A 17,288-nucleotide genomic window follows, 5' to 3' on the forward strand; every position below is an offset into this window, starting at 1 on the left:
ATGCTGACAGGTGCGCGGCGCACTGGCCTCGGTCGGATGCACAAAACCCAGGGGCGGTTGTTTGGGCGAATGCCTTTGCCAGCCGTCACTCCACCGGCAACAGCTGCAACCCCAGGTACAAGCTCAGCATCCCCTCCATGCGCAACGGGTCCACCTCCCCCACCTCGGCAATGCGCTCCAGCCGGTAGCGCAAACTGTTGCGGTGGATCCCCAGCGCCTCGGCGCAGGCCTGGCTCTGCCCGTCATGGGCGCACCAGGCGCGCAGGGTGAGCAGCAATTGCCCGCTGGCATCCTTGGCGCGAATACGCTGCAAGGGTTCGAGCAGCTCGTCCAGTGCATCGTCGTTGCGATGCCGCCACAGCAGCGCCGGCAGGCGATAGCGGGCCAGGCTCAGCAGGCGCTCGTCGGGCAGCACCTCACGACCGTAGGCCAACAGGTCGCGCACCCGCCGGTAACTGCGGCGCAGTTGCTCCAAGCTCTGCGCCGGGCTGCCCAAGGCCAGGCGCTCCACGTCCCAGCCGTGGCGCTGCAAGCGTTCGAGCAGACGCGGCTCGTCCAGCGGCACGCCAGCTGGCCGGCACCATAGCAGCGACTGCCGCGCAGGGCTGACACACCAGCTGTCGGGATAGCGGCTCATCAGCCAGGCCGAAAGCGCCTCGGCAGTCGGGCCGCCACGCAACTCGAACAGGCAGGCAATACGTGGCAGGTTCGGTTTGAGCCCCAGCTGCCGGGCTTCATCGACCAGCCGCGGCGAGTCGCCGCTGCCGCCCAGCAACAGCGCCAGCAGGTCGTCGCAACGCTGGCGGCGCCACTGCTGCTCCACCTGCAGGTGGCGTTGGGCCAGGAGCATCTCGGCGGTCATGCGCACCAGCTCGCCGTAGGTGCGCAGTTGCTGAGGATCGCCGGTGAGGCCGAGCACACCGATCAGCCGACCATCGAGCATCAATGGCAGGTTGACGCCGGGCTGCACGCCCTTGAGGCACTTGGCCGCCTCCACGTCCAGCTCGACGATGCGCCCATTGGCCAGCACCAGCTGCGCGCCTTCGTGGCGGGTATTGATACGCTCGGCCTCGCCACTGCCCAGGATCAGCCCCTGGCTGTCCATCACGTTGACGTTGCACGGCAGGATGGCCATCGCCCGGTCGACGATGTCCTGGGCCAGGTCGTGGTCCAGCTCAAACATGTAACGGTCCTCACCTAGGCTTTGGTCGGCGGCACAGCAGCCCGCGCCTGACGCTGTGCAAAAGCACAAAGACAGCCGCGCTACACTGCCCGAGACTTTTCCAGGCGAGCGCCGGCACAGGCGACGCGGTGACAACCATAACAACAGAGAACCCGATCATGGCACACAGCCCCGCCCCTGACCAAGGCAACGAGATCACCCGCAATGCGCTCTACCGGCGCATCACCCTGCGGCTCATCCCGTTCATTTTCATCTGCTACCTGTTCAACTACCTCGACCGCGTCAACGTCGGCTTCGCCAAGCTGCAGATGCTCGATGCACTGAAATTCAGCGAAACCGTGTACGGCCTCGGCGCCGGCATCTTCTTCATCGGCTACGTGCTCTGCGGCCTGCCCAGCAACCTGGCGCTCAACCGCTTCGGGCCGCGGCGCTGGATCGCGCTGATGATGATCGCCTGGGGCAGCCTGTCCACCTGCCTGCTGTTCGTCACCACCCCCACCGAGTTCTACACCCTGCGCCTGCTCACTGGCGCCGCCGAGGCGGGCTTCTTCCCAGGCGTGGTGCTTTACCTCTCGCGCTGGTTCCCGGCGGACCGTCGCGGCCGCATCATGGCCCTGTTCATGTCGGCGATCCCGGTGTCCGGGCTGCTGGGCGGGCCGTTCTCCGGCTGGATCCTCGACCACTTCGCCGCCGGCCAGCACGGCCTGGCCGGCTGGCAGTGGATGTTCCTGATCCAGGGCTTGCCCACCGTGGCGCTGGGAGCGCTGGCCATCGTGCTGCTCAGCGACGGCTACCAGAGCGCCCGCTGGCTGAGCCCGGCCGAACGCCAACTGATCGAGGCGGACCTGAAAGCCGACGCCGCCGGCAAGCCGGCCACTCGCGGCGACAGCGTGCTGTCGGTGCTGGGCAACCCGCTGATCTGGACCTTCGGTTTCGTCTACTTCTGCATCCAGAGCGGTGTCTATGCCATCAACTTCTGGCTACCGTCGATCATCAAGAACATGGGCTTCGACAGCCCCCTGCTGATCGGCTGGCTGAGCGCCATCCCGTACCTGCTGGCCGGTGTGTTCATGATTGTCGTCGGCCGCTCGGCGGACCTGCGCAACGAACGCCGCTGGCACCTCGTGGTACCGATGCTGATGGGGGCGCTGGGCCTGCTGATCGCGGTGAACTTCGCCGCCCACCCGACCATCGCCATCCTCGGCCTGTCCATCGCCACCATGGGTGCGCTGACCGGCCTGCCGATGTTCTGGCCGATGCCGACCGCGCTGCTCACCGCCGGCACCGCCGTGGCGGGCCTGGCGATCATCAACTCGGTGGGGCAGATGGCCGGCTTCCTCAGCCCCTACCTGGTGGGTTTCATCAAGGACCAGACCGGCTCGACCGATGCGGCGCTGTATGCGCTGGCAGGGTTGATCGTGGTCGGTAGCCTGGTGGCCTTGCGCGTTTCGCGCAGCACCAGCAGCGCCCTGGCAGGCGCTCGCCAGTAAGTGTCAACGAGGCCATCGCGGGCTTGCCCCGCGATGGCCACCACGCTAGTCGCGAGGTTTCCAACCAGCTTCATGCAATGCCGTCAGCAAGGTATCCCCATCCAGCGCCGGCACCACCACGTCCCCCTTGCCCTGCATCGTGCGCCCCGCCAGCAAGGCATTGACGATCGCCTCCTCCACCACTTCCGCCGCCGCCATGAACAACGCCGAAATATGGTCGTTGTTGAGCATGCGCAGCTCGGTGCATTGTTCCAGCCCTTTGCGTGCATAGTCCGCCGGCGGCAGATTCTGGTTACCGGTGGAGAACGCCAGGAAGATATCGCCGCTGGAGTCCTCGGTGCCGCCACCAGTGCGGGCGATGCCGATCGACGCGCGCTGGGCCAGGCGCTGGCACTGGTGTGGCAGCAGCGGCGCATCGGTGGCGATCACCACCACGATCGAACCCATGCCCGGGGTGCCGGTCACCGGTTCGGCGAAAGGCGACGGCAAATGCCCCAGCTGGCGCCCCACCGGGTAGCCGTCCACCCGCAACTCGCGCCGCTGGCCATGGTTGGCCTGGACCAGCGCGCCGACGGTCCAGCCGCCCTGCCCGTCCTCCAGGCGCCGCGAGGCAGTGCCGATGCCGCCCTTGAACTCGTGGCAGATCATCCCCGTGCCACCGCCCACCGGCCCTTCCTGCACCGGCCCCGAGATGGCCGCCTCCTGTGCCTGGCGTACCTGCGCGGGGGTCACGTGCTGGCCCCAGATGTCATTGAGCAAGCCATCGTAGGTTTCCATGACCACCGGCATGCACCAGTACACCGCCTCGTCCGGCAGGCGCTCGCGATCGGCGGCGATCAGCGCATCGCGCACCACGCCGACGCTATGGGTGTTGGTAATGGCGATCGGCGTGGTCAGCAAGCCGGCCTCGCGGATCCACTCCAGGCCCGTGGCGTCGCCGTTGCCGTTGAGCACGTGACAGCCGGCGAAACAGGGTTGCTGGCGGGCCGCGCCTGCGCGGGGCTCGATCAGCGTCACTCCGGTGCGGATCGGCACCGCGCGTTGATCGTCGATCAGGGTGCTGTGGCCGACCCGCACCCCTGGTACGTCGGTGATGGCATTGAACGGGCCCGGGGTGCCGTGGCCGAGGGAGATGCCCAGTTGACGCGCACGCATGTGTACTCCTTGGATACTCACAATTTCTGGAAGGTCGGGCTCAGCCGGCCGTGGGTGCTGTACAGCGTGACCGACACGGCCAGCAGCCCGAGGATGATCAACAGGTCGCGCAGGGACGCCTCGCGCAGCAGGGTCACCAGCAGCCAGCCGGCACCGCTGACCGCCAGCAGCGCCGGCAACGGCCACAGCGGCATGCGGTACGGATGCTCGCGGTCACGGCGCAATACCCGGCTGCACAACGCGCATGCGGCCACCACCAGGTAGATCAGCAGCAACAGCAGCACGGTGAACGAGGTCAGCTCCTCCAGGCTGCCGGACAGGCTCAGCAAGGCCGACGGCACGGCGAGGAACAGCGTGGCCAGCCACGGCGACTCCCAGCGCGGATGGATCAGGGTGAAGGCGCGGTTGAGCGTGGGCGTCCAGATCGCGTCGCGCCCGCTGCTGTACACCACCCGGCCGACCTGGATGACGATGGCCACGATGGCATTGAACACCGAGAGGAAGATCCCCGCGCTGACCAGCCGCGCCAGGGTCTCGTTGCCATGGGCGGTCAGCAGGTAGCCGATCGGATCGCCGCTGGCCAGCATCGCCTGCAGCGACGGCGCGCCGATCAACAGCGCGGCCAACGGGATCACCTCGATGGCCACCACCACCGCCAGCGACCACAGCACCGCCCGGTGCACGGTGCGCCCACGGTCCTTCATGTCTTCAGCCAGCAGCACCGCGCCACCATAACCATTGAAGGCGAACAGCGCCATGCCCACCGCGCCCAGCACCAGTGCCCAGGGCGCCGCCGTCAGCGCCCCTTGCTCGAGCATCTGCGGCTGCAACAGGCTTGCCGCCGGCTGGCTGGCATTGCCGAACCCCAGGATCACGATCACCAGCAGCGCGGCGACCTCGCAGAACAGGAAAACTCCGGTGATCCAGGCATTCAGGCGGATATTGAGGATACCCAGGGCATAGCTCGACACCACGATCACCAAGGCCACGGTCTGGGTATCGAAACGCGTGCCCAGGGCATTGTTCAGGTAGGTGGCGGCGCCACCTGCGAGCACCGGCGGAATGAACAGCATCGAGGCCAGCACCGTGAGGAAAGTGGCATAGCCCGCCAGCCCGCCGAACACACGCTTGGCGTACACATACTCGCCACCGGCGGAGCTGTGGGCGCGCCCCAGTTCGGCGTAGCACCAGGCGAACATCAACGCCAGCGCACCGGCCATGATGAACGACAGGAAAGCACCACTGCCGGCCTGCTGGATAGCGAACGGGGCAATGACGAACACGGAGCTGGCCGGGGTCACCGCGGAAACGGTGATGGCGACCACGTCGAACACACCCAGGCGCTGTTTGAGCGCGCTTGCGGGCTCTTCGCTGGAGCTCATGGCGTTTTTCCTCTGATTGTTATTGGTTGTGAGGGGAAAACCGGTCGCGCGGCCGCTGGACCTGGGCCGGACTGTAGGCCTGGGCAAGCCTTTGGCCAATTACCCTTAGGGGGTACGCCCCTTGACGGGGCGGTGCAAAGCTCTGAACACTGCGGGCCTACCACCAGCCGCGGCGGGCCTCATGCACCATCTATTCACCGAAGCCAGCGCCCACGCCGGCCTGGCCCGCACCGTCGAGCAGATCGGCCAGCCGCGCTTCTGGCGCCAGTTGATCCTGCTGCTGCAGCAATGGCTGGCGTTCGACAACGCCCTGGCGATGGTCTACCCCCGTACCGGGCTGCCCCGGGCACTGGAAATTTTCGACGCGCGGGGTGAAGGCAACCCCGAGGCCATGGCCCTGTACCTGAGTGGCCTGTATCAGCTCGACCCGTTCTACCAGGCCTGCCAGGAGCGCATCGGCGATGGCCTGCATCGTCTGGAGGAAGTGGCGCCGGACCAGTTCCGCCAGAGCGAGTACTACCTCAAGTACTTTCACGACCATGTCCTGGAGGACGAGGTGCAGTTCATCGTCCAGCTCGGCGACAGCGGCGCCCTGTCCCTGTCGCTGGGCCGGCGCGAACGGTTCGACAGCGCCAGCCACGGCCTGCTGGCGCTGGTGTGTCCGTGGGTGGTCGCACTGATGACCCAGCACTGGCAGCAGCACAGCTTGCGCCCGGCGCCAGTGGCGGGCATGGCCCACCAGGTGCGCGACGCCATGAGCCTGTTCGGCGCCAAGGTGCTGTCGGAGCGCGAGCTGGAGATCGCCCGGCTTATCCTGCGCGGTTATTCATCGAAGGCCATGGCCGAGCGGCTGGCCATTTCACCGGAGACCATAAAGGTGCACCGTCGGCATCTGTACGCCAAGCTGGACATCTCGTCGCAACCGGAGCTGTTCTCATTGTTTCTGCAATCGCTGGGGCACGATCCGCAGGACCCTTGAGCCTGTCACTGGCGCAACCGCCCCAGGGCCTCCAGCACATGCCCGGTCGCCCGCTCCACCTCACCTTCACGGCAGGCAATGCCCAGCTGGCGCCACAAGCCAGGTCGCAATGGCCGTTGGGCGATGCGCGCCTGCGGCTGGCGCACCTCACCTTCCTGCGGCAGCAAGGTGGCGCCATACCCGGCGGCCACCAGGCTCTTGATCGCATCGTTGTAGTTCAGCTCGATCCGCGGTTCGGGGTACAGCCCCGCCGTGGCAAACCACTCCGAAGTCACCCGCGACAACTGGGTGGTGCTGTCGTTGAGGATCAGCGCCCTGCCGGCCAGCCAGGCCGGGGTGACTCGCGCCGGAGGCTGCCAGTCGGCGGGCACATAGGCCATGATCGGATCGCGCCGCCACGGCGTGATCCTCAAGCCCTTGCCCGCCACCTGCGGCAGCGCCACCAGGCCGATGTCCAGGGTACCTTCGCGCAGACGCGCCAGGGAGGCCTGGGAGGTGAGCACCTGCACCTGCACGTCGATCCCCGGATGATCCACCCGCAGGGTTTCCAGGGCCTGGGGCAACAGGTGGGCGATGGCGCCGGTCGAGGCACCGAGGCGCACCCGGCCGGTCAGGCCCTCGACCTGGCGGCGCACCTCGTCCAGCGCCTGGTCGGCATCGGCCAGCAGGCGCCGGGCGCGGGCCAGCAGCGTCGCGCCGATGGTCGTGGGGCGAACCTGGCCGCGCGTGCGGGTGAGCAATGGGGCACCGATGCGCGCCTCCAGTTCGGCCACATGCAGGCTGATGGTCGGAGGCGCCAGGTTGAGCTGGCGGGCGGCCTGCGCGAAGGACGCGCAGTCGGCGATCACCACCAGGGTGCGCAAGCGGTCGAGGCTGATTTCTCGCATGGGGTCTCGCAAGAGCGGCTATCAATTCAGGATTACTGAACGTGGCCATCATGATATTCAAATTTTCTTTCGTCCAGTGAGCAGCGAGGATTAGCCATCACTCTCGTCACCGGACAATCGACATGCACCAACCCCTCGTCTTCATCGATGGCGACCAAGGCACCACTGGCCTGCAGATCCACGCCCGCCTGCACGGCCGCGACGACCTGCGTCTGCTAACCCTGCCCGAGGCCGAGCGCAAGGACCCGGCCCGCCGCAGCGAGGCTATCAACAGCGCCGACATTGCCCTGCTCTGCCTGCCCGACGAAGCCGCCCGCGAGGCCGTGGCCACCCTGCGCAACCCGGCGGTGCGAGTCATCGACGCAAGCTCAGCGCACCGTACCGCGCCGGGTTGGGTCTACGGCCTGCCGGAGCTGAACGCCGAGCAGTCCGAGCGCATCGCCACGGCCACCCGGGTCAGCAACCCCGGCTGCTACCCTACCGGCGCCATCGCCCTGCTGCATCCGCTGGTCAAGGCCGGCCTGCTGCCCGCCGACTACCCGCTGAGCATCCATGCCATATCCGGCTACTCCGGCGGTGGCCGTGCAGCGGTCGAGCGCCATGAACGGCGCAGCGATGATTACTTGCCGACGCTGCAGCTGTACGGCCTGGAACTGGCCCACAAGCATGTACCGGAGATCCAGCGACACGCCGGGCTCAGCGCAAGGCCGGTGTTCGTCCCGGGCTATGGCGACTATCGCCAGGGCATCGTGCTGAGCATCCCCCTGCAGCTGCGCCTGCTGCCCGGGGGCAGCGCCGAGCAGCTGCAGGCCTGCCTGGAGCAGCACTACCAGGGTGCCCGGCACGTGCAGGTCATGCCCCTGCACCAGCACGGCGCGGCCGCGGCGCTCGACCCGCAGGCGCTGAACGATAGCAATGACCTGCGCCTGGCCCTGTACGCCAACCCCGAGCACGGCCAGGTGCTGCTCACTGCGGTGTTCGACAACCTGGGCAAGGGCGCGTCGGGCGCCGCCGTGCAGAACCTCGATCTGATGCTGGCTGGACTGCGCTAGGTTAGAATGGACGCCCGCCTCGTCCGGGGCGGGTGTTTCACACCTTGCCGGAGTTCCACCCGCGATGTTCATCCTCCGCCGCCTTGACGGCGTGCCGCCCGAATCCTTCCAGAACCAGATCCGCCAACTGGTGATCGACCATGTTGGCCAGCTCAGCAGCGTCGCCATCACCCCGGACAACCCGCTGTACCCGTTGTACCAGTACGGTGTCGGCCTGGAGGTGCACCAGTACCTGATGGCCCTGGACGGCACCCGCGGCCTGCGGGTCGAACTGACCCTCGCCCTGGATGCCGACGCGCCGGACCGGTTGCTCGGCTTTGCCCTGGTATTGCCAGCCCAGGACAACCCGCAAGCCTGCGCCCTCGCCTACCTCGCCGTGGACGCCAGCCACCGGCGCCAAGGCATCGCCCGTGGCCTGCTGGATGCCGTGCGTGGCCGCTATGCCTGTGTCGAGCTGAGCGCCTTCGCCCAGCAAGTGCCATGGTTCGAGAACATGGGCCTGCAAGTGGTCGCCAGCGCCGGGCCGCAGGTATTGATGAGCAGTACCGGCAAGGCCAGCGAGGCACTGATCGGGCGACTGGACATCGCGCCGATCTACCAGACCGTCGAGGTGCGGCAGATCCATGCCTACCTGCTCAAGCAGCAGGGCGAAGCGGCGATGGTCGAGGCCGAACGGCTGCGCGACGCCAGGTTGGACCTGCTGGCCGAACAGTCGCGGGCGTGTGTCAGGGAGCGTCGGTCCGTGCATTGAGCACGAACCGGCACACCTGGCCACCGCGCAGCATGCATTCCAGGTGCTGCGCTTCACCGCCGCCCAACGCACCGATCAAGGCCAGGTCCAGTTCGCACACCACCGGGTGCGCCTTGGCCAAGTGATGGAACACGCAGTTGTGCGCGACGATCTGCGTTTCACCCGATGAGCGAAAGAACACCGCCGCCTCATAACCTGCCTGATTCATGTGCTGGACGATCCGCGCCTCATCGACCACCTGGGTTTCCAGATCTGCCGCAAGCTTGCGCCCCAACCCGCGCATCAGCTCTTGCAACGCATCAGCCCCCAGCAGGCCGGCAACCTGGTCGATCAACAAGTTGGCCAACAGCGAATACTGACGCGGGAACAACTCCCGGGCCTTGTCGCTGAGCTGATGCAGTTGCTCCGGCCGGCGCCCGGTCGGGCGCGTCGCCCCGCGCCGCACCAGTCCGTCGCGCTCCAGCGCCGCCAAGTGCTGGCGCACGGCGGTACGGGTGATCGCCAGCGCCTGCGCCAGTTCGTCGATGCTCATGCCCGCTGGCCGATGCAGCAAGACATGGAGCAGATCGCGCTGGGTACGGCCCAATCCTTCCAGCATGGTACGCCTCGCTGTGTTCAGTACTTGTCGGGGAACTGCTTGACCAATGCCGCCGCCATGGCATCGGCCAGGCCCAGGATATGCTCGCGCATCATCTGCCAGGTCTGTGCCTCGCCCGCATAGTCGCGCGCCGCCAACTGGTCGATCTGTGCCACATGGTGCCCGCCGTGGGCGCTGAGCAGGGCCAGCAGAGTCTGTTCCGGCAGGTAAGGGTTGGCCTTGGCCAGAAAGGCCGCGATTGACTTGGCATTGCCTGTGAGCTCATTGACCGCAGCCTGCTGGCCCGCCTTGTCCTTGGCGACGCTGGCGTCACTGTAGTGTTTGACGGCCCCCCAATGGCCGCCCAAGAGCTTGAGCAACTGGTCAGCCGCCGGCTGGCCATAGAGCGGCGCAATGCTGTTGGCGATGGCAGTGGCATTGCTCAGCACCTGCGTGGCGGCGGTCTCTGCCTGCCGCGCATTGCCCGCCTGATTGGCCACTGCATAGTTGCGCACCCAGAACACATGCTCGACCCACAGGTCGCGCAGCGCCAGGCGCGTGCTCAATGCCGCAGGCGCCGAGGCCGATGACGGGGGCGTGGAAGTGGCTTGGCTCCATGCCGGCTGCGCGCACAGGGCGAGCAACAGCAACGCTGCAAACTTGATATTCATGACGGCACCCTCGATATGGATGGTCCAACAAGAATAATTTAAGCATCAAAATATGTTTTTATTAGCCGGACCAGCAGCTCCTGACCAGCGGTCGCTTACCCCTTGATGGCTTTCTCGATCGTGGCAATGTCGATCTTTGTCATCTGCAGCATGGCCTCGAACGCACGCCCAGCCACGGCGCGGTCAGCGCCGGCAACGGCCTCGGTGAGTATCCGTGGACTGATCTGCCAGGACAGGCCCCATTTGTCCTTGCACCAGCCACAGACACTTTCACTGCCGCCATTGCCGACGATGGCGTTCCAGTAGCGGTCGGTCTCTTCCTGGCTGTCGGTCGCCACCTGGAACGAGAACGCCTCGCTGTGACTGAACGCCTTGCCGCCGTTCAGGCCGATGCAGGGCACGCCCATCACAGTGAACTCGACGGTGATCACGTCGCCCGCCTTGCCCGAGGGGTAGTCGGCGGGCGCTTTGTGCACCGCGGTCACTCGGCTGTCGGGAAAGGTGCTGGCATAGAAATTTGCCGCGTCCTCGGCGTCGTTGTCGTACCACAGGCAAACAGTGTTCTTGGCGGTCATGGGCGCTCTCCTGGGCGGGTCTCACTGCCCACGAGTCTAGCCCCAGGGTCCACCCACCCCGGGCAAGCGCGATCAACGGCTGGCCAGTCAGCTCCCCTGGCTCAGGAGGCGATACGTTCGGCTTGCACGGCCTCAGCGTGGCGCTGGCTGAACGCCAGGTAGTAGCCGTTGCAATCGCGCACGCCGAATTCACGCGAGCCATAGGCCGTGTCCTGCAATGGCCAGGCGATGTCCGCCTGCTCACGGACTTTGGCGTAGTAACCCTCGACGTCCTCGATCACCAGGTAGAAGGTGCCGGCGCAACCTGGCGCTTGCCGCCACAGGTCCTGTTCGGTGAAAAGCAGGCTGCAGTCGTGCAACTGCACGGTGAGGGTCGACTGCGCGGTGTCGGTGACCGTGAACTGCAGCACGTCACGATAGTGACGGCGGGTAGCTTCGAGGTCGGAGCAACGCAAAAGCGGGGTAACAGGCATGCGGGCCTCTTCGTCGGGTGTTCGCGTTGCCGGGGATCATCGCCGTAAATGCAGGCCTTCTCAAGGGCCTCCAGGTGTCCGCCGCACCCCTTGCAGTGCTTATGAGATCGAGCGCCGCCCGCGCGGCGCATCGCTGGCAAGCCAGCTCCCACATTTATTTCGGGCCAGTTATTCCTGCGCCGCCGCGGCTGTACGCCTTGTGGATACGACGCGGTTTCTGTGTGTGCACCACTGGCGTCCCACCTGTCTCAAGACATGCACCAAGGCGAACAGCGACAACTTCACAGGACAGACTGGCCCGAAACAGATGTGGGAGCTGGCTTGCCAGCGATGCGCCGCGCGGGCGGCGCTCGATTTCATAGGCGCAGAAGCCTTCGTGGCGAACACTTTGAAATAAACACAGACAGCAACGAAGGTGCTGTATGCCGGGTTTGCTCGCCATCTGTGTCTAACGGCAATTGTCCGCCATGCCTAGGATCGAAGCCTGTAACCAAGGAGCTGCCATGAACGATCTGCCAACCACCAGCGACTTTCCCGGGCTGGTCCTGCGCCGCTTGCTGCCGGGCGACCAGGCCATGGTCTGCGCCCATCGCGAGGCCATGTTCCTGGAGGCCGGTGGCGACCCTCTGAGCCTGCAAACCATGACCGAACACTTCCGACACTGGCTGCAACCGCGCCTGGCCGATGGTCGCTACTACGGTTTCGTGCTGTTGGATGACGAGCAGCCGGTGGCGGCCATCGGCCTGATGTCGATCGACTGGCCGCCACACCCGGCGCATCCCTGTCACGACCAGCGCGGCTATGTGCTCAATGTCTACGTGGAGCCTTCCCATCGCCGTCAAGGACTGGCTTCGAAACTGATGCGCCTGGCCGAGGCCGAGTTCACCCGGCGCGGCCTGGGCTTTGCCGTTTTGCATGCCACCGAGGTGGGCCGCCCGGTCTACGCCGGGCTGGGCTGGGCGGCGACTGCGGAAATGGCCAAGCAACTCGGCTGAGCTCAAGTCAGCCGCGCAAGCGCCGATACCCCTCGTGCATCTACCCCGGATGCACGATTGTGCGGTTACTCAAGGAAGATTCATGTCGCGTCACAACCTACCGGCCCTGCTGGTACTGTCACTGTTCCTGTCACTCACCGGCTGCAATGGCCTGCCACGCTCAAGCGCCACCGACGCTCCGCAACTTGGCCCGATACTCCCGGATAGCGCAGCACGCACGGCCTGGATCACGCAGATCCTTGCCCAGGACCCGCTGGCCAGTCAGGACCGACAACCACCACCCCGGCAGAGCAACGCCGAGGTCGTCGCCAAACTGCGCCAAAAGCGCAACATCCCGTTGCCGGATGCCTACTGGGCGCAGTGGCAACACAACCTGGATGCCTTCGATGCCGATACTGCGCGTCACAAGGAGGCCGAGCGTGCCCGCTACATTGCCACCTTCACAGACCAACTCAAGCGCGTCGACGACCCCACCCTGCTGCGCCTCGCCACCGCGCCCGACAGCCTGGATGCGGCCGACAGCGATGCTTGGAAACAACGTCTGATCGAGCGCTACAGCCGCTACATCATCGATAGCGAGGTCAGCCGCGACATGATCGACGCCCACCTGCAGCGCATGGCACTGATGGACCGGCAGTACGGCGTCTGCGCCCTGGACAGCGACTGCTGGGACCGCCCACTCACGCCGTGATATTTGACGCACGGTGGTCGTGCGTTCAAGGTTGTCGAACCCCATCGATCCGGAGTTCTACATGCATTTCGACCTGATCCAGTCACTGAGCCTGGCCGGCAAGACCGATGTGCCCAATGACGATCGCGTCGGCAGTGCCGACCGCCATGCCTGGGTGATCGACGGCGCCACCGACCTCGGCGCCCCCGGCCTGCTGGGTGAGCGCGGCGGCGCGGCCTGGCTCTCGGCCACGGCCCAGCGTGCCTTCGCCATGGCGTCGGGGCCGCTGTGCAAGGTCTGCGAGTCCGTCTTCGACTCGATCGCCCAAGCCTATCTGCAAGACCGTCAGCGCGAGCCCGTGGCCACCTGGGAGTTACCACGCGCCGCCTTTGCCGCAGTGGCGTTGGAAGGCGATGAGCTGGTCTGCGCGCACCTGGCCGACTGCGTGGTGCTGCACCGCAGCGCGCGCGGCATCCACTTCCTCACCCCGGAGCCCGATCGCGAAGCCGAACGCGCAGAAGCCGCGGCGCTGGGTCCCGGCACCGGCGCCCACGGCGTACGCACCCCGGCGGTGCTGACCGACCGCCGTGTCGCTCGCGAGCGTCCCCGGGCCGTACTCGGCGTCGATGCCGAGCTGTCCCGCGAGGGCACCCTCTACAGCCGAGCACCGGTGGCCGTGGGTGACGATGTCCTGCTGATGAGCGATGGTTTCGCGGCGCTGTTCGACACCTACCGGGCCTACGACCCGGCCGGTTTCATCGAGCGCCTGCTGGCTCGCGGCCTCGATGACCTGGCGCGCACGTTGCGTGGCATCGAGCACGACGATGCGGCATGCCTGCGCTATCCGCGCTTCAAGATGAGCGACGACGCCTCGGCGATCTGGTTGCGGGTTGGTTGAGTCACCACACTACGCCAAGCGTTTGTGCAGAAAATAGCGGGTATGCCCAGGCGGGAAATCGACAATCTCGCCAAAGATTTCGAACCCCAGCTTGCGGTAGAAGTCCGGCGCCTGGAAGCTGAAGGTGTCGAGCCAGATCCCGCCACAGCCCTTCTGCCTCGCCAACGCCTCGGCCCTGGCCATCAGCTCGCGCCCGCTGCCCTGCCCGCGCAGCTGCTCGGGCACCACCAGCAGCTCGACGAACATCCAGCCCCCGCCGAGCCTGGCGTAGAGGCCACCGACGATTTCATCACTGTCGGGGTCGCGCAGCGTCCAGGCGACGGTAGCCGCGCCGGGCGAGCCGATCACGCCATCGTTGAAGGCACGCAAGGGTTTCAGAATTGCATCGTGATGCAGGCTGGTCGCCTGGTCGGTGAAATCGATACCGAGGGTCATGGCAGGTCGTCCGGTTGACCATGGAAGAAGGCGGCGCGAAGCGCGCCGAATCAAATTTACTTCACGTTACGCCCTTTGGAAATGAAACAATCTTCGAGATGTTCACCGATAACCCGAAGCGCCGCAAAATTCACACGACTGAAAATCACATGCGTCAACATATCGCCATTCCTCTGCTGTCTGCCTTGGCTGGCTGCAGCAATGCCCCCACGCATCTACCGCCGAGTTACGGTCGTTATTTGTGAAACACCGGTGCGCCAGCGGAATCAAAGAGCCCAGCTCGGTGGCTGGGCTCTTTGGAGCTATTTAAAGTCTTCCTGACTCGGCTGAAACGTTCACGGCAAGCTTGCTAACTGGATCAAACGTGCATGCATACGTATGCCTCACGAAATTACCTAGACCGTTCTGAAATTTTATTTCATCACCAAAATAGATAATCATCCCGCTCTTTTTTTCACTCCAAGCAAGCCTAGAAAAAATCGGCGAAGTGATACCGTCGGTCCATTCATAGTCATACTTTGCAAGCTTTTGGACGGCGGGCTTGCAGGCCATGATTGCATCAAACTGGTTTTCATCAGCCCAGCACTGTAGGTCTTGTCTGCATGCGCTAGCGACTTTGGCCTGGGTAGCTTTGGCCTCCTCGGCCTTCTGTCGCTCCACCGCAGCGAGGCCATCAAGGTGCTTTGCGTAGGAGGCAGCATCTAACCCCAGCTTGTTGGCCGCCTGATAGTCCTCCAAGTTCGCAAAACCCTGCTGCACTGCCTGCTTCTTGTCGTCAAAGTTGCTTATCGCCATTCCGGTGCCGGCGAAGTACGTAACTAAGGCCAGAATGATAAATGCACCGGTGGGTACTTCCTGCGCTGCGAACCTTCGGAGCATCTTCCACGATAGAGGGCAGAAAAACACTGCTGCGGCTATCGCGAGTGAGCCGCCAATGACACTATCAGAGAAACATGCAAAGGCTGTTAGACATGCCAATGCGACCAAAAGCCAGCTAATGATCTTTCCTAGTACTATCCCCATGGGGCACTCCTTTGTTGAGGTCGCCATGATAAATCAAAGGGCCTACACACGAAAACCAGCAGCGAAAACCCGACACAATGCCCGGGTTTGCGAATCACTCCTCAACACCCGCAGGCATGACAAGATGGGCGAATCGTGCGACAAGCTTCTGCAGCGGGCCTGGTGACAGATGCGTGCTTGGCTGGAAGGCCCCAAGCCCACTCTATTCAGGTGTTGCTCACCACCGACGCGAAGTGGCTGAATTCAGCGAGTGACTGGTCCGAGCTTGCCAAGCTGGAATCGGCAGTCATTGGTACAGAATTGGTACAGGATTAAATTTCGTTCACGTTACGCCCTTTGGATATAAGGCATTCGACAGCCGTTCAACCATACTCCAGAATGCAACGGTTTTTTGGGGGGAAACCCTTGCACAGCCAACGACATACCAACATTTAGTGAGCCTCAACGTGAAAACTTCCCTGTCCATCCTCAGCCTGCTGCTGTTGCTCACAGGAACCGCGACCCTACCGTCGACCGCTGCTGCACAACCCCCGGCCCAGGTCCAGCGTGACCCGAGCAAACTGCACCTGGCGTCCGGCAGCGCCCTGTTGATCGACCTCAACACCAACAAGGAGCTGTATTCCAGCCACGCCGATCGCGTGCGCCCCATCGCCTCGGTCACCAAATTGATGACCGCGATGGTCGTGCTCGACGCCAAGCTGCCCATGGACGAGATGCTCACCATGACCATCGCCAACAACCCGGAAATGAAAGGCGTGTATTCCCGGGTGCGGCTGGGCAGCGAGCTGAACCGTCGCGAGACGTTGCTGATCACCCTGATGTCGTCGGAAAACCGTGCGGCCAACTCCCTGGCCAACCACTACCCCGGTGGCTATGGCGCGTTCATCAAGGCGATGAACGCCAAGGCCCGCAGCCTGGGCATGAGCCACACCCGCTACGTCGAGCCGACCGGCCTTTCGACCTTGAACGTCTCCACCGCCCAGGACCTGGCCAAGCTGCTGATGGCCTCGCGCAAGTACCCGATGCTCAGCGAGCTGTCGGTCACCCGCGAAAAGACCGTGGCGTTCCGCAAGCCCAATTACACCCTGGGTTTCCGTAACACCGACCACCTGGTCAACAAGAGCAACTGGGACATCAAGCTGACCAAGACCGGCTTCACCAACGAGGCGGGGCATTGCCTGGTGCTGCTGACCAAAATGGACAACCGTCCGGTGGCCATGGTGATCCTCGACGCCTTCGGCAAGTACACCCACTTCGCCGACGCCAGCCGCATGCGCCAATGGCTGGAAACCGGCGCGGCGAAGCCGGCACCGGCGGTGGCCATGCAGTACAAGAGCGAGCGGCAGAACCGCGCCCGCGTGGCGGTGGACTGATGGCCTGACCATGGGGCTGCAGCGCAGCCCCATGTTGCGTTGACCGGCAGGCCTCAGGCGCGGGTATTCACCGAGCCGCCGGCACTGCTGCCACCGGCCTGCTGCAACGCTGCGAGCAGTTGCGCGGTAGCGGCCAGGATCAGGCCGGTGAGGGTGGCGATACTGGCCTGCTTGGCCGTGACCGCCGCCATCTTGGACGGGTCGCCCTTGGCTTGCTCCATCAACTGGGCCAGTTGCTTCTGCTCTTCGGCCAACTGCTTCTGCAGGCGCTTGATCTGCTCGCGCTGCTCCTTGATGCTCGGCTCCTCGTCACCTTCGATACTGCTTTCGATCTGTTCGGCCTTGGTGTCGCTCTTGAACGCGTCACCCTTGAACACCAGGCCGCCCCGCTCGTCGACCGAGGGCGTGCCGGGCGAGGCATTCGAGTTGGCCGATGCGTTCGCAGGCGTGGCGCCGGCAACGCTTGGGATGTTGAGATTGGCTGCGGTTATTCCAACCATTTCTTACCTTCCTTGAGGTGGATTCTTACATGGCAGTTATCGGCCAGCCCTCCCCGTTCTTGAGTAATCAATCGATGTAAACGGGCCTGCGCCGTGCCGGCACCCTCGCGGGTCAGGTCAGCCCTTGCCGTATGCGTTGTGTGTCCGGCATTCAGCCTCGCCTGCACGGGTAAATTTGCCCACCTTTCGTTCGTCCACCTGATACCCAGGCCCTGCCCA

At 64.8% G+C, this 17,288-nt stretch carries 20 protein-coding genes; 9 read left to right on the plus strand and 11 right to left on the minus strand.

What is annotated here, in order from left to right:
- Window positions 1-85: 85 nt before the first annotated feature.
- Complete coding sequence (locus AAHK21_RS25010) at window positions 86-1,183, minus strand: sugar diacid recognition domain-containing protein (RefSeq protein ID WP_367858687.1); 1,098 nt, start codon at window positions 1,181-1,183, stop codon at window positions 86-88.
- A 158-nt stretch (window positions 1,184-1,341) separates the two neighbouring features.
- On the opposite strand from AAHK21_RS25010, the gene AAHK21_RS25015 reads away from it, so the two are divergent.
- The gene (locus AAHK21_RS25015; protein ID WP_367858688.1) at window positions 1,342-2,673 is read left to right on the plus strand and encodes an MFS transporter; all 1,332 of its coding nucleotides are present in this window, start codon (window positions 1,342-1,344) and stop codon (window positions 2,671-2,673) included.
- A 45-nt stretch (window positions 2,674-2,718) separates the two neighbouring features.
- Here AAHK21_RS25015 and AAHK21_RS25020 read toward each other — a convergent pair whose 3' ends face one another.
- Window positions 2,719-3,828 carry a P1 family peptidase gene (locus AAHK21_RS25020; RefSeq protein ID WP_367858689.1) on the minus strand — a complete coding sequence of 370 codons (1,110 nt, stop codon included), beginning with the start codon at window positions 3,826-3,828 and terminating at the stop codon, window positions 2,719-2,721.
- 17 nt (window positions 3,829-3,845) lie between these two features.
- On the minus strand, window positions 3,846-5,210 hold the full coding sequence (locus tag AAHK21_RS25025; RefSeq protein ID WP_046855266.1) for an APC family permease: 1,365 nt from the start codon (window positions 5,208-5,210) through the stop codon (window positions 3,846-3,848).
- Window positions 5,211-5,391: 181 nt separating this feature from the next.
- Here AAHK21_RS25025 and AAHK21_RS25030 point away from each other — a divergent pair, with 181 nt between their 5' ends.
- Window positions 5,392-6,189, plus strand: a complete 798-nt coding sequence (locus AAHK21_RS25030) for a LuxR C-terminal-related transcriptional regulator (RefSeq protein WP_367858690.1) — start codon at window positions 5,392-5,394, stop codon at window positions 6,187-6,189.
- Between the two features lie 5 nt (window positions 6,190-6,194).
- Here the strand turns inward: AAHK21_RS25030 and AAHK21_RS25035 are convergent, their stop codons facing one another.
- Window positions 6,195-7,076 (minus strand): LysR family transcriptional regulator, encoded by an 882-nt coding sequence (locus AAHK21_RS25035; RefSeq protein ID WP_046855264.1) that lies wholly within the window; start codon window positions 7,074-7,076, stop codon window positions 6,195-6,197.
- A 122-nt stretch (window positions 7,077-7,198) separates the two neighbouring features.
- On the opposite strand from AAHK21_RS25035, the gene argC reads away from it, so the two are divergent.
- Together argC and AAHK21_RS25045 are read left to right on the plus strand one after the other, a co-directional pair.
- Window positions 7,199-8,128, plus strand: coding sequence for an N-acetyl-gamma-glutamyl-phosphate reductase (argC, locus tag AAHK21_RS25040; protein ID WP_367858691.1), 930 nt, complete (start codon window positions 7,199-7,201; stop codon window positions 8,126-8,128).
- Between the two features lie 64 nt (window positions 8,129-8,192).
- Entirely contained in the window at window positions 8,193-8,879 is a 687-nt protein-coding gene (locus AAHK21_RS25045) for a GNAT family N-acetyltransferase (protein WP_367858692.1), read from the plus strand.
- On the opposite strand, the gene AAHK21_RS25050 is transcribed toward AAHK21_RS25045, so the two are convergent.
- The 4 genes from AAHK21_RS25050 to AAHK21_RS25065 form a co-directional block, all read right to left on the minus strand.
- Complete coding sequence (locus AAHK21_RS25050; RefSeq protein WP_367858693.1) at window positions 8,854-9,477, minus strand: helix-turn-helix transcriptional regulator; 624 nt, start codon at window positions 9,475-9,477, stop codon at window positions 8,854-8,856. The two genes, AAHK21_RS25045 and AAHK21_RS25050, sit on opposite strands and share 26 nt — an antisense overlap.
- Before the next feature lie 17 nt (window positions 9,478-9,494).
- Window positions 9,495-10,127: a hypothetical protein gene (locus tag AAHK21_RS25055; protein ID WP_367858694.1), complete on the minus strand. Its 633-nt coding sequence runs from the start codon at window positions 10,125-10,127 to the stop codon at window positions 9,495-9,497.
- A gap of 95 nt (window positions 10,128-10,222) precedes the next feature.
- A complete protein-coding gene (locus tag AAHK21_RS25060) occupies window positions 10,223-10,702 on the minus strand; it encodes a VOC family protein (protein ID WP_367858695.1) in 480 nt (159 codons plus the stop codon).
- A 101-nt stretch (window positions 10,703-10,803) separates the two neighbouring features.
- Window positions 10,804-11,175 (minus strand): VOC family protein, encoded by a 372-nt coding sequence (locus AAHK21_RS25065; RefSeq protein ID WP_367858696.1) that lies wholly within the window; start codon window positions 11,173-11,175, stop codon window positions 10,804-10,806.
- Window positions 11,176-11,678: 503 nt separating this feature from the next.
- On the opposite strand from AAHK21_RS25065, the gene AAHK21_RS25070 reads away from it, so the two are divergent.
- From AAHK21_RS25070 to AAHK21_RS25080, 3 genes are all read left to right on the plus strand, one after another.
- Window positions 11,679-12,170, plus strand: a complete 492-nt coding sequence (locus AAHK21_RS25070; protein ID WP_367858697.1) for a GNAT family N-acetyltransferase — start codon at window positions 11,679-11,681, stop codon at window positions 12,168-12,170.
- A gap of 82 nt (window positions 12,171-12,252) precedes the next feature.
- Entirely contained in the window at window positions 12,253-12,861 is a 609-nt protein-coding gene (locus AAHK21_RS25075) for a hypothetical protein (protein ID WP_367858698.1), read from the plus strand.
- Window positions 12,862-12,922: 61 nt separating this feature from the next.
- Window positions 12,923-13,738, plus strand: coding sequence for a protein phosphatase 2C domain-containing protein (locus AAHK21_RS25080; RefSeq protein WP_367858699.1), 816 nt, complete (start codon window positions 12,923-12,925; stop codon window positions 13,736-13,738).
- Between the two features lie 9 nt (window positions 13,739-13,747).
- On the opposite strand, the gene AAHK21_RS25085 is transcribed toward AAHK21_RS25080, so the two are convergent.
- A complete protein-coding gene (locus tag AAHK21_RS25085) occupies window positions 13,748-14,173 on the minus strand; it encodes a GNAT family N-acetyltransferase (RefSeq protein WP_367858700.1) in 426 nt (141 codons plus the stop codon).
- Between the two features lie 14 nt (window positions 14,174-14,187).
- Here AAHK21_RS25085 and AAHK21_RS25090 point away from each other — a divergent pair, with 14 nt between their 5' ends.
- Window positions 14,188-14,418, plus strand: coding sequence for a hypothetical protein (locus AAHK21_RS25090; RefSeq protein ID WP_367858701.1), 231 nt, complete (start codon window positions 14,188-14,190; stop codon window positions 14,416-14,418).
- A 61-nt stretch (window positions 14,419-14,479) separates the two neighbouring features.
- Here AAHK21_RS25090 and AAHK21_RS25095 read toward each other — a convergent pair whose 3' ends face one another.
- Window positions 14,480-15,196 (minus strand): hypothetical protein, encoded by a 717-nt coding sequence (locus tag AAHK21_RS25095; protein WP_367858702.1) that lies wholly within the window; start codon window positions 15,194-15,196, stop codon window positions 14,480-14,482.
- Window positions 15,197-15,642: 446 nt separating this feature from the next.
- On the opposite strand from AAHK21_RS25095, the gene pbpG reads away from it, so the two are divergent.
- Complete coding sequence (gene pbpG, locus AAHK21_RS25100) at window positions 15,643-16,569, plus strand: D-alanyl-D-alanine endopeptidase (RefSeq protein ID WP_110699745.1); 927 nt, start codon at window positions 15,643-15,645, stop codon at window positions 16,567-16,569.
- 53 nt (window positions 16,570-16,622) lie between these two features.
- Here the strand turns inward: pbpG and AAHK21_RS25105 are convergent, their stop codons facing one another.
- Window positions 16,623-17,069: a hypothetical protein gene (locus AAHK21_RS25105; protein ID WP_367858703.1), complete on the minus strand. Its 447-nt coding sequence runs from the start codon at window positions 17,067-17,069 to the stop codon at window positions 16,623-16,625.
- Window positions 17,070-17,288: the final 219 nt, after the last annotated feature.

This window comes from Pseudomonas sp. TE50-2, from assembly GCF_040813665.1.
In the GTDB taxonomy this organism is placed as follows: domain Bacteria; phylum Pseudomonadota; class Gammaproteobacteria; order Pseudomonadales; family Pseudomonadaceae; genus Aquipseudomonas; species Aquipseudomonas soli.

Bases quoted from the DNA above. Each gene is read 5' to 3' on its own strand.
- AAHK21_RS25050 (WP_367858693.1), bottom strand. From the start codon at position 9,477: ATGCTGGAAGGATTGGGCCGTACCCAGCGCGATCTGCTCCATGTCTTG.
- AAHK21_RS25045 (WP_367858692.1), top strand. From the start codon at position 8,193: ATGTTCATCCTCCGCCGCCTTGACGGCGTGCCGCCCGAATCCTTCCAG.
- AAHK21_RS25080 (WP_367858699.1), top strand. From the start codon at position 12,923: ATGCATTTCGACCTGATCCAGTCACTGAGCCTGGCCGGCAAGACCGAT.
- AAHK21_RS25035 (WP_046855264.1), bottom strand. From the start codon at position 7,076: ATGCGAGAAATCAGCCTCGACCGCTTGCGCACCCTGGTGGTGATCGCC.
- AAHK21_RS25010 (WP_367858687.1), bottom strand. From the start codon at position 1,183: ATGTTTGAGCTGGACCACGACCTGGCCCAGGACATCGTCGACCGGGCG.
- AAHK21_RS25055 (WP_367858694.1), bottom strand. From the start codon at position 10,127: ATGAATATCAAGTTTGCAGCGTTGCTGTTGCTCGCCCTGTGCGCGCAG.
- AAHK21_RS25030 (WP_367858690.1), top strand. From the start codon at position 5,392: ATGCACCATCTATTCACCGAAGCCAGCGCCCACGCCGGCCTGGCCCGC.
- AAHK21_RS25095 (WP_367858702.1), bottom strand. From the start codon at position 15,196: ATGGGGATAGTACTAGGAAAGATCATTAGCTGGCTTTTGGTCGCATTG.
- AAHK21_RS25070 (WP_367858697.1), top strand. From the start codon at position 11,679: ATGAACGATCTGCCAACCACCAGCGACTTTCCCGGGCTGGTCCTGCGC.
- AAHK21_RS25075 (WP_367858698.1), top strand. From the start codon at position 12,253: ATGTCGCGTCACAACCTACCGGCCCTGCTGGTACTGTCACTGTTCCTG.
- AAHK21_RS25015 (WP_367858688.1), top strand. From the start codon at position 1,342: ATGGCACACAGCCCCGCCCCTGACCAAGGCAACGAGATCACCCGCAAT.
- AAHK21_RS25105 (WP_367858703.1), bottom strand. From the start codon at position 17,069: ATGGTTGGAATAACCGCAGCCAATCTCAACATCCCAAGCGTTGCCGGC.
- AAHK21_RS25020 (WP_367858689.1), bottom strand. From the start codon at position 3,828: ATGCGTGCGCGTCAACTGGGCATCTCCCTCGGCCACGGCACCCCGGGC.
- AAHK21_RS25065 (WP_367858696.1), bottom strand. From the start codon at position 11,175: ATGCCTGTTACCCCGCTTTTGCGTTGCTCCGACCTCGAAGCTACCCGC.
- argC (WP_367858691.1), top strand. From the start codon at position 7,199: ATGCACCAACCCCTCGTCTTCATCGATGGCGACCAAGGCACCACTGGC.
- AAHK21_RS25025 (WP_046855266.1), bottom strand. From the start codon at position 5,210: ATGAGCTCCAGCGAAGAGCCCGCAAGCGCGCTCAAACAGCGCCTGGGT.
- AAHK21_RS25060 (WP_367858695.1), bottom strand. From the start codon at position 10,702: ATGACCGCCAAGAACACTGTTTGCCTGTGGTACGACAACGACGCCGAG.
- AAHK21_RS25085 (WP_367858700.1), bottom strand. From the start codon at position 14,173: ATGACCCTCGGTATCGATTTCACCGACCAGGCGACCAGCCTGCATCAC.